This is a genomic window from Kitasatospora sp. NPDC050543, from assembly GCF_044457565.1.
Classification (GTDB): domain Bacteria; phylum Actinomycetota; class Actinomycetes; order Streptomycetales; family Streptomycetaceae; genus Kitasatospora.
In genome coordinates this window covers 92,453-105,326 of record NZ_JBITGZ010000004.1, presented here as the reverse complement: position 1 = coordinate 105,326, position 12,874 = coordinate 92,453, and the positions used below count along the sequence as shown (strand labels likewise).

Genomic DNA, 12,874 nt, shown 5'->3' with positions numbered 1-12,874 from the left:
GCCGGGGCGGTCAGGCCCGGCCCCGCGCTCGACGTCCGGGGGTCACTTCGCCGCTTCGAGGGCGGCACGCCAGACCGGGCTGTCCACGTAGTGGTTGTCGAAGAACTCCGAGGACTCCTTGATCTCCTCCACACCGGCCTCGCCTCGCATCACCCGGCCCAGCAGGCGCAGGTAGTCGAAGCGCGGCATGCCGGGCGTGAAGACGAACAGGACGTCGGCCTCGGCGCCGGGCGCCGCCGCGAAGGCGTGCGGGGTGTGTGGCGGCACCAGCAGCAGGTCACCCTCGTGCAGGACCTTCACCTCGTCGTCGACGAGCACCTGAAGCGAGCCCCCGATCACGAAGAACAGCTCCGAGGCCCGGGTGTGGAAGTGGGCCGGGGCACCCACCGCGCCCTTGGTGAAGCGCGAACGGTAGCTGGTCAGCGAGCTGCCGTCGGTACCGCAGTCGGCGAGCAGCGTCATCACGCTGCTCGGGTCACTGGTCGTCTCGGCCTCGGCGGCGCGGGTCAGAACCGGCTTCGGCGCGGAGGCGGCGGTGGCGTTCACAGCGGCGTTCGTAGCGGCGTTCATGGTGGTACTCCCTGGGCTGACCTGCGGCCTCGGCTTCTTCCGTGACCTCGTGAGAACAACTCTATTGGCCCGATAGACCGCCCACATGGTGCACTTTGACGCTGAATCAGTGGGTCAATTCCGACGACCGATCAGACGCCCGACCGTCCCGCTGCGGGGCCCCGACGGCACCGCGAGTCCGCCGATCCGGAGCGTCGCCGGCGCCTGACGGCGGTAGCCGGTCACGGGCCTGACATGACCAGGTGTGCGGCGAGCGCCGTGATCAGGGCGGTGGAGGCGAGCGCGGTGATCAGCCGCCCCGGGCTGCCGGTCAGGGTGCGGCCGAGCAGGGCGCCGCCGCCGGCCAGGAGCAGCTGCCAGCTGGCGGATGCGACGAAGGCCGCGAGGACGAAGAGACCCTGCTCCAGCGGGCGTGCGGCAACCGTACTGCGGCTGCCGAGCACGAGCGCCGCGAAGTAGATCACGGTCATCGGGTTCATGAGTGTGATCCCGAGCAGCCCCAGGTAGGCCCGGGCGGGATCGAGGGGGACCTCGTCGGCGGGGGTGGCCTCCCGGTCCGAGCGGTACCGGCTGATCGCCGAGGCGCCGCTGCGGGCCGCCAGCGCGACGAGCACCAGCGCGGAGCCCCAGCGCAGCGGAACCATGATCGGTTCGATGGCCGGGACGAGCGCGGCGCCGCCGAGCGCGGCGGTCAGCGCGTAGAGGCCGTCAGCGGTGGCGATGCCCAGTGCGGCGCAGGCGCCGACCTTCAGCGACGTCCGGGCCGTCAGGGCCACCAGGTAGGTCGCCACCGCTCCCACGGGCAGGGCGATGCCGTACCCGGCGAGGAGGCCGGCGACCAGGGCGGCGATCACGCGTGCGTGGGAGTCGGCCTCACCGGTCGGCCGGACTGCCGCCGGCCTCGCGCCGATCGGGCGGTGGAGGTCGGCGGCAGAATGGTGGCAGTCGTGGTCATGGGCAGATTCTGGGGGCAGCTCGGGCGCCCGGACAACCGATTTCGCGGGTGGCCGGCACCGTCCGAGCGCCTTCGGCGGAAGCCGGGGAGTCCGGCCGGGAGCGGGCCGCGGTGTCGAGGCTTCCGCCCCGCAGCCGTCGGCCCGCCACGGGGAGGATCACCGTTCCCCTGCTCGGGAACCACCCCTTCGCAGCTTGCAGGTCACTCCGCTCGGGCGGTCGGCGGAGGGTGTCGGTGCGGAGGTCGGCGGGGTTCGGTCGGGGTACTGGCACGCCGGGCAGAGTTCGTGGTGCCCTTCCGGCGTGACCACAGTGCCCCAGGCGCGGCATTCGCGGCAGTCGCGGGCCAGGGTTATGACCGCGCGGGGGGCCGGGACGGGAGCGTTGGGGTGGGCTCCGTGGGCCATGCGGTGATGCTCCTCGGTAGAGTGCGGCATTACGCATATTTTGTCATATTTCGCATAGATATGCACACAGCCCACATTGCACCGTTTGTATCGGAACTCACCACCGGCCCCACCCCGGCCCGCACCCCTACGCCTCCCGCCCCTCCCGCGCCCTCCCAAGCCCTCCCGCCGCCACTCCGCTCGCGCCCGGCTAGCGGGTGACCTCCCAGCTGAGGGCGTCGGTGAGGGACTCACGCGGCTCGGGGTCGAGGACGGCCGGGGTCGGGTCGGTCGCTACGGCGGTGAGCCGGTGCCGCCGGCCCTTGGGGCCGGTGAGGCCGAGGTCGGCGACGCTGATCGCGGTCCCGCCGGCCAGCCCCCTGACCTCCCTGCCGTCGAGGTACCAGCGCAGCCGGGTACCGGCGACCGGCAGGTCGACGGCGAGCCGGTCGGCCCCGGTGAGCACGGTGTCGGTGGAGGTGGCGCTGTCCAGCGGCGAGGCGTAGCGGTAGAAGCCCGCGATCATCGCCTCCCGGCCGGGGAGGTTGAACTCCCGGCCCAGCGATCGCATGATCGAGTTGTCGGTCGGCCGGTAGATCCCGAGTGGGTAGTAGCCGCCGCCCTCGTACGCGCCGACGGTGCCGCCGTCGGGCGAGGTCCGGCCCAGCCAGCGGTACCACTTCTCGTGTTCGCGGCGCATCTCGCGCGCGGTCAGTACGGTCGTGTTGGCCTCCGGCGGCTCGTCGCCCCCGTAGGTGCCGTAGCCGTCGTAGAAGTACTCGTCGGCGAGCTTCCCGAGCGAGTGGCCGGTCTCGTGGACGGCGATCTGGCCGGAGCGGGGGTTGCCGCCGGCCACCGTGGCGATCCCGGAGTAGCCGAGGGGCGAGACGACGTCGTTGTAGCCGGCGCCGCCGTACTTGGCGCTGTTGGCGACCACGACGACGAGATCCGCCTGTGGGGCCTTGGCCGCGTACCGGTCCACCGCGGCGGTGTCGACGCAGAGCAGGCGCTCCAGGTCCTCGCACCAGAAGTACGCCCCGAGGGCGGTGTCGCGGACCGTCGAACGCTCGGGGTCACCGGAGATGCCCGACTGTGCGGAGACGGCGTCCACGGCCCAGACGTTGAACAGCGAGCGGTACGTCGCATAGGGCTCGACGGCGGTGATCTCCCGCCACTTCGCTGCGGCGTCGGCGTGGAACTTCTCCTGCTCCTCGGCGGTGTAGCCGTCCCCGATGACGACGACGTCCAGCTTGGCGTCGATACCACCGTTGCGGACGACGGAGGTGACGGCGCCGTCGCCGGCGATCCCGGCCGTGAGCCTGGGCGAGAGGAACGGCGACTGCGCCGGAACGACGGCGCGGCTGATGCTGCCGTCCTCGCCGAAGGCCTCCACCCGCCGACCGGCCGGGCTCGCGCCGCCCGCTGCGGACACCGGGGCCACCCGGGCCCCCGAGGCGGCGGGCAACGCGACGGATGCGTCGGACGTGTCGGGTGTGGCCCGGGCGGCGGGCGCCGTCCCGGCACCTAGGACCGCCAGGACGGTGGCGCCGGCCAGGGCGATGGCGGTCAGTCTGCTGATGCGCACTGTCAAACCTCCAGGTCCGATGTTAAGTTGACGTGTAATCACGCTCGTAACCACACTTAACTGCCGGGTTAATGTAGGGCACCCCGGCACGTCGGGCAATGGGGGCGGCGATGATGGCGAGCATGCGCGCCACCGCGAAGGTGCAGGGCGGAAGGAACGGAAGGAAACGGACATGGACGAGGAGAGCAGCCCGGCCGACATCGGCAAGCGGGTGAGACGACTGCGCCGGCAGCGGGGGCTGACCCAGCGTGCCCTCGCCGAACCCGCGTACACCGCCGCCTACATCTCCACACTGGAGGCCGGCCGCGTCCGGCCCTCCGAGCCCGCACTCCGGTACCTCGCCGAACGTCTCGGCGCCACGTTCGACGAGCTCGCCACCGGCCGCCCCGCCCACCTGGCCACCGAGCTCCGGCTCACCCTGACCGAGGCGCACGAAGCACTCGCGTCCGGCCGCACCGACGAGGCGGCCGAACGCTTCGCCAGCTGCCTGGAGCGGGCCACCCGGTACGGCGTCCCGTCCCTGCTCCCGGCCGCACGGCTCGGCCTCGGTGACTGCGCCCTGGAGAGCGGGCGCCTGGACGAGGCCCGCGAGCACTTCGAGACGGCCGAGCGGCTCCAGGGCGACGAGCCGCTGCCGCTGCGCGCCGCCGCGATCCGCGGCCGGGCCGTAGCCCACCTGCTCGCGGGTGAACTCCGGTACGCCTGCTACCTGCTGGAAGCCACGATCGACCAGCTCAACACCAGCGGGCTGCACGACCCCGACGCGCTGCTCCTGCTGTACTCCGCGGCGATCGGGCCCTACCTGGACATGGGCGCGCACGCCCGCGCCGCCCAGGCCGCCGAACTCGCCCTGGCCCTCGCCCCCGCCGCCACCGACCCCGCACTCGTCGCCGGCCTGCACCGGAGCGTCGCCCGGACCCTGATCGCCGAGGGCCGCACCGCCGAGGCCGACGCGTCACTGGCCAGGGCGCAGGAGCTGTACCAGCGGCTGCGGCTCAGCCCGGACCTCGCCAAGTGCCACTGGATGCGCGGGTACGTCCACGCCCAGGCGGGTGACCTGGACCGCGCGGAGCGCGAACTGCGCACCGCCCGCGACATGCTGGCGGCGCACCAGGCCGAGCTCTACACCCACCAGGTGGAGGTCGAACTCGCGGACGTGCTGCGCCGCCGCGGGAGCCACCGGGAGGCCGGCGACCTGCTCAGCCGTCTCCTCGACCGCATCGGCCCGGACCGCGGCGCCGTCCACGCCGCCGGGGCGCACCGCCTGCTGGGGCTCATGGCCGAGGACCGGGGCGCCACGGACGCCGCGGAGGAGCACTATGTCAGCGCCCTGTCCCTGCTCGAACGAGCGGGAGCGGCCGGCGACCTCGCCGACCTCTGCCGCCTGCTGGGCGACCTCCTGCGCCGCACCGGCAGGACCGAACTGGCGTTGGACGTCTACCGCACCGGCCTCGGCCACCGCGAGACCCCGGGCACGACGACCCTGGGCCCTGCCCCGGCCCGGCCGCCCCTGCCCCCGGGCGTCCTCGGCCTGTCACGACCAGCTACGACCGGCCGCTGACCGGCCGCCGACATCCTCACCCGAGAGCCCAGCGCCGCGGCCGTCAGCCCCGGCGACGACCTCGCGAGGCGGTCGACGATCCCGCTGGCCGCAACCGGGCCCGAGCTGCGCGGGTGCCTTGCCTTCGCCTGGCGGGCCGAAGGTCCCGTCACCCCCGCCGCGGGGGGGGGGGGGGGGGGCCGCGGGGGGGGCGGGGGCGGGGGGGGGGGCCCCCCCCCCCCGCGGGGGGGCCCGGCGCCCCCCCCCCCCCCGCGGGTGGCGGCCGCCGACCCCGGGGGCCCCACCCGGGCCCGCGCTGGGGGGGTGCTGTGCCTGCGCCGGGGGGGCCGACGGTCCCGCCACCCCCGCCGCGCGCGCCCTCCGCGGCCGCCCGCGGCGGATGTTCGACGCTTCGGCGCAGCACGACGACGGTAGGTGACCCTGACCGCGCCTACCAGCGGGCGCGGTGCCGTGGTGCGCGGTGCGCGGCGTTCCCGATCACTCGGGCATCATGCCCATCTGGCGCATCATGGCGACGGCGTCCCAGCTCCACCAGCCTTCCTTCGCCTTGCCCTCCTCGAACCGGAACATCGTCATCCCGGCGGACTCGATGGTCTTGTTGCTGGCCGGCATGCCCATGTACTCGCCGATGTGGGTGCCACGCCAGATCCAGCGGGTGACCACCTGGTCGCCCTCGGCGAGCTGACTCTGGATGTCGAAGGTGAAGTCGAAGGCCTTGCGGTAGCCCTCGATCATCTTCTTGACCGCCGCCGGGCCGACGGTGTCACCGTCCATCGACGGGTCGTGGTCGCAGTAGTCGGGCGCCAGCAACTCGTCGATCGGGGACATGTCCCCCTTCGGCGGGTCCTCCAGCAGCCGGCGAGCCGCGTCCTTGTGGAGCTGCTCGTCCCGGACCAGATCGAGGTTGGTGAAGGTCGGCGGCTCCTGGCAGAGCGCCACCATCTCCCGGAAGATCCGGTCGGTCTCCGGGAGGCTGGAGTTGCGCATCGCCGCCTCGTACGAGGGGAACTCGACGATCTCCACGATGTGCCCGGCGTCCGCCCGGTCCGCGCCGACCATCGCATGGGTCGCGGTGCGCCTGCCGTGGGTCTGCTCGATCCAGGAGTCCATCAGCCGGTTGAGCTCGTCCGGCCGCTCCGTACGGCACTCTACGATCTGTACAAAGGTCATCGTGACCTCCCGATCACTCCCCCTGCTTGCCTCCGTCCACCGACCGCGCTGCCTTCCACTCTCCTCCCCCCGCGCCCCGGGCACCAGAACACCCGAACGCCGGCCCTCGGCTCATCCGGTCGACGGCCGCCGACCACGCCGCCTGGGCCTGGTGTCCTGAACGGGGGCGCGCCCCCCGTTCACACCTGCGCCGGGGCGGCGACGGCTCAGGGCGCGGTGGGCTCGTCGACGATCCGGAGCTTCGACACCGCCGGGTCCGCCGCGCCGCGGACGTGACCGCCCTGGGTGGCGGCGGTGAGCTGGAAGAACTCGACCAGCTCCGCGGTGATGACCTCGCCCGGCAGGACGTTGGGGATCCCCGGCGGGTAGGCGGCCAGGGTGTCCGCCGAGACACGCCCGACGGCGTCCTGCGCGCGCACGAGACGGCTGGGGGCGAGGAAGGCCTGACGTGTCGTCATCCGTACCGGGCCGGGCTGCGGGAGCCGGAGCCGGGGCGGCTCGGACCGCCGTCCGCCCGGCTGCCCGCCCACCCGCAGGCCGTCCCGGGGCACGAGCGGCGCCGGCAGGGCGTGCAGGGCCTCGACGAAGCGATCCGCGTCGGGGACGGCGCCGGCGCCGACCACCGCGACGATCGCCGAGTCGGTGGCGACCTCGACCAGGATCCGGTGATCGTTCATCAGCCGCCAGCGCGCCTCGTGGCCGGAGATGCCGCCCGCCCGGGTGTCGATCGGCACCCTGAGCGGGTCGGCGGCGACGATGTCCGCGAAGCGTTCGAAGCCGTCGCTGACGATGGTGAACCGCCCGGCCGCGCGGACGGCGTCCCGGAGCTTGTCCGCCGCGTCCAGCGAGGCCGCGATCCGCTCCCGGCCGGTGGCCAGGCCGCGCCGGGCGAGGTCGAGGGAGGCGAGCAGCAGAGCGCTGGCGCTCGTCGACTGGGTGAGGTTGAAGACCCGCTGGATCAGCGGCTCCAGCCGGTCGGCGAAGGCACCGTGGCCGAGGTGCAGCATGGCCGACTGGGTCAGGCTGCCGCCGAGCTTGTGGGTACTGGAGATGACCAGGTCGGCGCCGAGCTCCAGCGCGTTGGCGGGCAGCTCGGGGTGGAAGCCGAAGTGCGAGCCCCAGGCCTCGTCGACGATCAGCGGTATGCCGGCGCCGTGCGCGGTGCGCGCGAGCGCCCGGACGTCCGCCACCGCGCCGAAGTAGCTGGGGGTGACGACGTACGCCGCCGCGGCGTCCGGGTGCGCGGCGATCGCGGTGGCGAGGTCGGCCGCGGTGACTCCGTGCGCGATACCGAGCTCCGGGTCGAGCGACGGCTGGACGAAGGCGGCGCGCAGACCGGAGAGCACCAGGCCGTCGATGACGCTGGAGTGCACGCTGCGCTGCACCACCAGGGTCTCGCCGAGGGCCTGGGCCACCAGGCCGGCGATCCGGTTGCCCTGGGAGGCGCCGTTGGTCAGGAACCAGGTGCGGCGGGCGCCCCAGGCCTCGGCGGCGAGGTCGAGCGCCTGCTCCAGCGGGCTGCCCGCGCCCAGATCGATCCCGTCCAGCAGCGGCGGGACGTCCAGCCGCAGCGGCGCGTCGCCCAGGAGCGCCGACAGCGCGTCGAAGCGGGCACCGTCGGCGGCGTGGCCGGGCACGTTCAGCCGGAGCCAGTCGAGCTCGCCGTGGGCGCTCACGGCGGCGGCGTACGGGGCGTGCCGCTGGAGCCCGGCTTCGGGCTTGGGCTCGAGGTGGGGCTCGGCCGAGTTCTGGGCCGGCCGAACGGAGTCGCGGGTGGTTCGGATCATCACACTGCGAGACTGGCAGCCGGGCGGAGCGAAGAGAACGCCCCGGTTGTCTGGGGATATCCAGATGAATTCTGGAGCTCGGCCCGGCAACCTGGCCGAGACCGCCCCGGTCAGCCTGCCCAGGCCGCGGTGATCCGCTCCGCCTGGGCCACCAGCTCAGCCATCAGCACCTCCACGCTCCGCGACCGACCGGTGCGCGGCATGGCCACGCCGATCTGCCGGCTGAGCGGCGGGCCGTCCACCGGCCGGACGACCAGGTCCTCACGCGGGGTGCCCAGGCCGAGCCGGGGCACCAGCGCGATCCCGATGCCGGCCGCGACGAATCCCTGCAGGACGGCGTAGTCGTCCGTACGCATCACATGGACGGGCTCGAAGCCCTCCTGCGCGCAGGCCCAGCCGAGCGCGCGGTCGACCGGATCCCAGTCGGTGGTGCCCATGATCCAGCCCTCGGTGCGCAGCGCGGCCAGCGGCACGCGGTCGAGCCGGGCCTGCGGATGGTCGGCGGGCAGGGCCAGCAGCAGCGGGTCCTCCAGGAGCGGGTGGACGACGAACTCCGGTTCGAGCTCCAGCCGCTCGCCGGGTTGCGAGAAGACCAGCGCCAGGTGCAGCTCGCGCGAACGCAGCCCGGCGAGCAGGTTGGGGAGTTCCCCCTCGGTGAGCGACACGTGCGCGCCGGAGTGGTGGAGCTTCTTCACGGCCGGCGGCAGCAGCAACGCCCCGGCGGTGGGGAAGGTCCCGACCCGCAGGGTGGTGGAGCCGTGCTCGACCAGACGCCGTACCTCCCGCTCGGCGAGCCTGATCCGCTCCAGGACGGCCTCCGCGTGCGGCAGCAGGGCCTCGCCGACCTCGGTGAGCGCGGTGCCGCGCGGGCCGCGGTGCACCAGCGGCGCGTCGAAGTGGGATTCCAGCCGGTCGAGGTGATGCGTCACCGTGGGCTGGGAGTAGTGCAGGGAGCGCGCGGCGGCCGCCAGCGAGCCCTCACGCGCGATGGCGCGCAACACCTGGAGATGACGCAGTTCGAGCATGGGAAGATCCGGGTCCTAGCAGGGTCGACGGGACGGGCCCCCGGCAGCGGCACCCGACCGCTTTGACACCCGATCCGACTGTGACATCCCGTCCCGGGCAGCCCGAATGCGCTGACCCGTGCCACTTTACGGGGTACGAGTGGCGCGGGTCCCAGTCGCCGCGGTCCCGGCTACGGGAGCTGCGACCGCCGAGCACGGGCCGGAACCGCGCGTCGAGCAGGAACCCCGACCCTCACCTGGCACCCAGGCGCCGTCTCCAGCGAACTTTCGGGCGATGGAGGCGGCGATGGCAGCGATGGCGCGGCCACCACACCTCCGCCCGAACGGACCGTCAGGACGCGTCGTCAGGACGGTTCGACGGCGAGGCTGTAGCGCTGCTTCTCCTTGCGCGTGGCACCGAGGCGGTCGTAGAAGCGGATGGCGCCCTCGTTCCAGACCGGCGTGTTCCACTGCACCTGCCGGAGCCCGCGCGCCCGCGCCTCTGCCAGCACGGCCGCCATCAGCTCCGCACCGAGGCCCAGCCCGCGGTGCTCCTCGCGCAGGTAGAGGCAGTCGAGGTGGAGATAGGGCCGGCCCTCCCAGGTGCTGAACTCGGTGGTGCAGGTGGCGTACCCCGCCAGCCCGCCGCCCGGCAGCTCGGCGACCAGGCAGCCCAGCCGCGGCTCCGCCCGCTCGAACAGCTCCGCCGCGAGCAGTGCCGCCAACCCCTCCGCCGGCGGGGCCGCCCGCTCGTACGCCGCGTGCTCGCCGGCCAGCACCTCCACCTCGGCGAGATCGGCCGGCACCGCCTGGCGCACACCCGCCCTGATCACTCGATCGCTCATGAAGGTCATCATCGCCCACACACCCGCCGGGCCGGACGCCTCCCCCACACCATCCGCACCGTCCGGAACAGAGCCCCACCGGGCCCATTCGGCTCAGAGCCGCACGACGATGGCATCCGCCCGCCGCAGGATCGCCGCCCTGGCGGGGGTGATCGCACTCGTCGCGACCGTCCTCCTGGCCGGCGCGGCCACCGCCAACGCCGCCCCCGCCCCCGCCGCAGCGGGCGGGTCGCAGATCGCGGCAGGCGGGTGGTCCTGCGCCGGGGCACCGATTCCGGCCGGGTACGTCCTGACCGCGTTCGACCGCAACGGGTGCGGCGGCGCGGGCTCCTGGTACCACCAGCTCGTCCGCAACGGCATCTGGACCTGCCCCTACTCCCCCATCCCGGCCGGTTACCGCAGCACCACCTACGACGCACGCGGCTGCAGCGGCCTCGGCGCCTGGCTGACCGTGCGCGCCTGACGGTGCGCCACTCCGGGCGGCCTCGACACCGCGCGCCCGACCGTACGATCGCTCACCCCGAAGGCACCGCGCACCCCGCGGTGCCTTCGGCACATCCGCCCGCCCCTCCCTTCGTCCGTCCGGCTCGCGCCGGCCGAACACACGTTGCCTTGGCCGGTGTCAGGAGCTCGTGAGGATCACGAGCCGCTGCGTCGCCCGGGTCATCGCGACATAGCGGTCGACGCCTCCTGCGATGCCCTCGCCGAACGCCTCCGGGTCGATGAGGACGACCAGGTCGAACTCGAGCCCCTTCGACAGACCCGGGGTCAGCGACCGGACGCGGGACGTCGGCCGGAACGTGGGATCGCCGATGACGCAGGCGATCCCTTCGGCGTGCTCGGCGAGCCAGGTGTCGAGGATCGCGTCCAGGTCAGAAACGGATCCGTGCACGACGGGGATGCCGCTGCTTCGGATGGAGGTCGGCACATTGGCGTCCGGGAGCACCGCCCGGATGACCGGCTCGGCCTCCGCCATGACCTCCTCCGGCGTCCGGTAGTTGACGCTCAGGCAGGCCACGGTGATCCGGTCGAGCCCGACCCGTTCGAGCCGTTCCTGCCACGACTCGGTGAACCCGTGCCTGGCCTGGGCCCGGTCCCCGACGATGGTGAAGCTCCGGGACGGGCAGCGGAGCAGAAGCATCTGCCACTCCGCGTCGGTGAGTTCCTGAGCCTCGTCCACCACGACGTGCGCGAACGGGCCGGCGAGAGGCTCCAGGTCGGTGCCCGGCAGTGCGCTCTCGTCGACCAGGCTGCCCTGAAGGTCCTGTCCGCGCAGCATGGTCACCGCGCCTTCACCGTCGTCATCGGCCTGGAGCAGGCCGTCGATGACGCTGGCCATCCGCGCGCGTTCGGCGGCGACGGAGGCGTCGTGCCGACGCTTGCGGCGTTCCGCCTCCGGGTCGCCGAGCCGCTGCCGGGCCGCGTCCAGGAGCGGCAGGTCGGACACCGTCCAGGCCTGGGCGTCCTTACGCTGCAACTTGCGGACCTCGTCGACGCTCAGCCAGGGAGCGCACTTGCGCAGGTAGGCGGGCACCGACCAGAGATCTCCGACGAGGTCGGTGGCTTCGAGCATCGGCCATGCGCGGTTGAGGGCCCCGATCAGCTCCCGGTTCTGCAGCAACGACCTCCGGAGCAGCTCGGGCGGGGCGTCGCTGTCGTCCTTGTCCATCAGGATCGTGAACAGCTCCTCCCGGATCTGGTCGCGAGCTTCGTTGTGCGGCGTGCCCGGCTCCGCCGCTTCGAACGCCGCGGCCCAGTCGTCGGCGCTCAGCCAGATGTCGGACCAGTGGGTCGAGACCGTCATCCCCTCGGTAGGCGGCTCCTCGTAGATGCCGACGGCCGGCTCGATCGCCTTCACCATGTTCGCGGACGACTTCAGGCGGGCAATGTCCGGGTCGGACTCGATCGCCGCCGTGGCACCCTCGGCGACGAGGTCGCGGACGGTGCAGGTCCGCACGCCCTCCTCGCCGAGGCTCGGGAGGACATCGGCGACGTAGGCCAGGTAGGGCTGGTGCGGACCGACGAACAGCACACCGCCCCGACGGTGACCGAGGCGCGGGTCGGAGTAGAGGAGGTGGGCCGAGCGGTGCAGAGCGACGACGGTCTTCCCCGTACCCGGACCGCCGTCGACGACGAGAGCGCCGCGGGATCCCGCCCGGATGATGGCGTCCTGGTCGGCCTGAATGGTCGCGAGCACGTCTCGCATCCGGGACGACCGGTTGCTGCCCAGGCTGGCGATGAAGGCGGACTGGTCGTCGAGCGCGGCGTGCCCTTCGAGCCCGTCGGCGGTGAACACCTCGTCCCAGTAGTCGCTGATCCGGCTTCGGGTCCAGCGATACCTGCGGCGGCTCGCCAGCCCCATCGGGTTGGCGTGGGTCGCCGCGAAGAACGGTTCGGCCGCGGGCGAGCGCCAGTCGAGCAGCAGCCGACGGCCCTCGCTGTCGGTGAGGCCGAGTCGGCCGATGTACACGGGCTCGGGGTTGTCCGTGCTGACGATGTGTCCGAGGCACAGGTCCAGACCGAAGCGACGCAGGGCGCGCAGACGCCCGCTCAGCCGGTGGATCTCGATGTCCCGGTCCATCGCCTCCCGGCCGACGCCGCCGGGCGCCTTGCGCTCGGCGTCGAGACGGTCGGACAGTTCGGCGATCGCCTGCTCAAGGCTCTCCGCGATGGCCGCGAAGTGCTGCTCGTCGCCGGCGATCAGCGCCGGGTCGGCCTTGGGGGAGAGGTGGTCGGGCAGGTCGAACGCACTGGTGGTCAGGTGGTTCATGTCAGCAGCTCCGATCTGCCGTGGCACCCACGAAGTCCGGCGGCGCGCACACCTGCACCTCGGCGCCGAGTGCCCGCAACCGCGGCGCGAGTCCCACCACCGGCTGCTCGACGTCACCGCACGGCACATGAACCGACAACAACACACGCACTTAGTGGATCTCCGATTTCCGCAGGTTTCTGGCCTAGGCCAGCGATTCTGCGGTATGACCGGGGTCTTGCCGCAAGCCCCCCGGTGCGCTA

Annotated in this window: 10 protein-coding genes; 2 read left to right on the top strand and 8 right to left on the bottom strand. The window is 73.1% G+C overall.

Annotated elements, in window-relative coordinates; translation table 11 throughout:
• Window positions 1-42: 42 nt before the first annotated feature.
• The 3 genes from ACIBH3_RS06495 to ACIBH3_RS06485 all read right to left on the bottom strand — a co-directional run bounded on the left by ACIBH3_RS06495 (window position 43) and on the right by ACIBH3_RS06485 (window position 3,495).
• Complete coding sequence (locus tag ACIBH3_RS06495) at window positions 43-570, bottom strand: cupin domain-containing protein (protein ID WP_396310769.1); 528 nt, start codon at window positions 568-570, stop codon at window positions 43-45.
• A 221-nt stretch (window positions 571-791) separates the two neighbouring features.
• On the bottom strand, window positions 792-1,424 hold the full coding sequence (locus ACIBH3_RS06490; RefSeq protein WP_396310768.1) for a LysE family transporter: 633 nt from the start codon (window positions 1,422-1,424) through the stop codon (window positions 792-794).
• A gap of 697 nt (window positions 1,425-2,121) precedes the next feature.
• Window positions 2,122-3,495 (bottom strand): M64 family metallopeptidase, encoded by a 1,374-nt coding sequence (locus ACIBH3_RS06485; RefSeq protein ID WP_396310767.1) that lies wholly within the window; start codon window positions 3,493-3,495, stop codon window positions 2,122-2,124.
• 172 nt (window positions 3,496-3,667) lie between these two features.
• Between ACIBH3_RS06485 and ACIBH3_RS06480 the strand changes: the two genes are divergently transcribed.
• A complete protein-coding gene (locus ACIBH3_RS06480) occupies window positions 3,668-5,056 on the top strand; it encodes a helix-turn-helix domain-containing protein (protein WP_396310766.1) in 1,389 nt (462 codons plus the stop codon).
• A 477-nt stretch (window positions 5,057-5,533) separates the two neighbouring features.
• Here the strand turns inward: ACIBH3_RS06480 and ACIBH3_RS06475 are convergent, their stop codons facing one another.
• From ACIBH3_RS06475 to ACIBH3_RS06460, 4 genes are all read right to left on the bottom strand, one after another.
• The gene (locus ACIBH3_RS06475) at window positions 5,534-6,226 is read right to left on the bottom strand and encodes an ester cyclase (RefSeq protein ID WP_396310765.1); all 693 of its coding nucleotides are present in this window, start codon (window positions 6,224-6,226) and stop codon (window positions 5,534-5,536) included.
• Window positions 6,227-6,432: 206 nt separating this feature from the next.
• Entirely contained in the window at window positions 6,433-8,013 is a 1,581-nt protein-coding gene (locus ACIBH3_RS06470; protein ID WP_396310764.1) for an aminotransferase class I/II-fold pyridoxal phosphate-dependent enzyme, read from the bottom strand.
• Window positions 8,014-8,123: 110 nt separating this feature from the next.
• On the bottom strand, window positions 8,124-9,038 hold the full coding sequence (locus tag ACIBH3_RS06465) for a LysR family transcriptional regulator (protein ID WP_396310763.1): 915 nt from the start codon (window positions 9,036-9,038) through the stop codon (window positions 8,124-8,126).
• A gap of 344 nt (window positions 9,039-9,382) precedes the next feature.
• The gene (locus ACIBH3_RS06460; protein WP_396310762.1) at window positions 9,383-9,862 is read right to left on the bottom strand and encodes a GNAT family N-acetyltransferase; all 480 of its coding nucleotides are present in this window, start codon (window positions 9,860-9,862) and stop codon (window positions 9,383-9,385) included.
• Window positions 9,863-9,971: 109 nt separating this feature from the next.
• Between ACIBH3_RS06460 and ACIBH3_RS06455 the strand changes: the two genes are divergently transcribed.
• Window positions 9,972-10,325: a hypothetical protein gene (locus ACIBH3_RS06455; RefSeq protein WP_396310761.1), complete on the top strand. Its 354-nt coding sequence runs from the start codon at window positions 9,972-9,974 to the stop codon at window positions 10,323-10,325.
• Window positions 10,326-10,484: 159 nt separating this feature from the next.
• On the opposite strand, the gene helR is transcribed toward ACIBH3_RS06455, so the two are convergent.
• The gene (helR, locus tag ACIBH3_RS06450; protein WP_396310760.1) at window positions 10,485-12,632 is read right to left on the bottom strand and encodes an RNA polymerase recycling motor ATPase HelR; all 2,148 of its coding nucleotides are present in this window, start codon (window positions 12,630-12,632) and stop codon (window positions 10,485-10,487) included.
• Window positions 12,633-12,874 lie beyond the last annotated feature (242 nt).

Coding starts and splice junctions, on each gene's coding strand:
- ACIBH3_RS06480 (WP_396310766.1), top strand. CDS start 3,668: ATGGACGAGGAGAGCAGCCCGGCCGACATCGGCAAGCGGGTGAGACGA.
- ACIBH3_RS06495 (WP_396310769.1), bottom strand. CDS start 570: ATGAACGCCGCTACGAACGCCGCTGTGAACGCCACCGCCGCCTCCGCG.
- ACIBH3_RS06455 (WP_396310761.1), top strand. CDS start 9,972: ATGGCATCCGCCCGCCGCAGGATCGCCGCCCTGGCGGGGGTGATCGCA.
- ACIBH3_RS06475 (WP_396310765.1), bottom strand. CDS start 6,226: ATGACCTTTGTACAGATCGTAGAGTGCCGTACGGAGCGGCCGGACGAG.
- ACIBH3_RS06465 (WP_396310763.1), bottom strand. CDS start 9,038: ATGCTCGAACTGCGTCATCTCCAGGTGTTGCGCGCCATCGCGCGTGAG.
- ACIBH3_RS06470 (WP_396310764.1), bottom strand. CDS start 8,013: ATGATCCGAACCACCCGCGACTCCGTTCGGCCGGCCCAGAACTCGGCC.
- helR (WP_396310760.1), bottom strand. CDS start 12,632: ATGAACCACCTGACCACCAGTGCGTTCGACCTGCCCGACCACCTCTCC.
- ACIBH3_RS06460 (WP_396310762.1), bottom strand. CDS start 9,862: ATGAGCGATCGAGTGATCAGGGCGGGTGTGCGCCAGGCGGTGCCGGCC.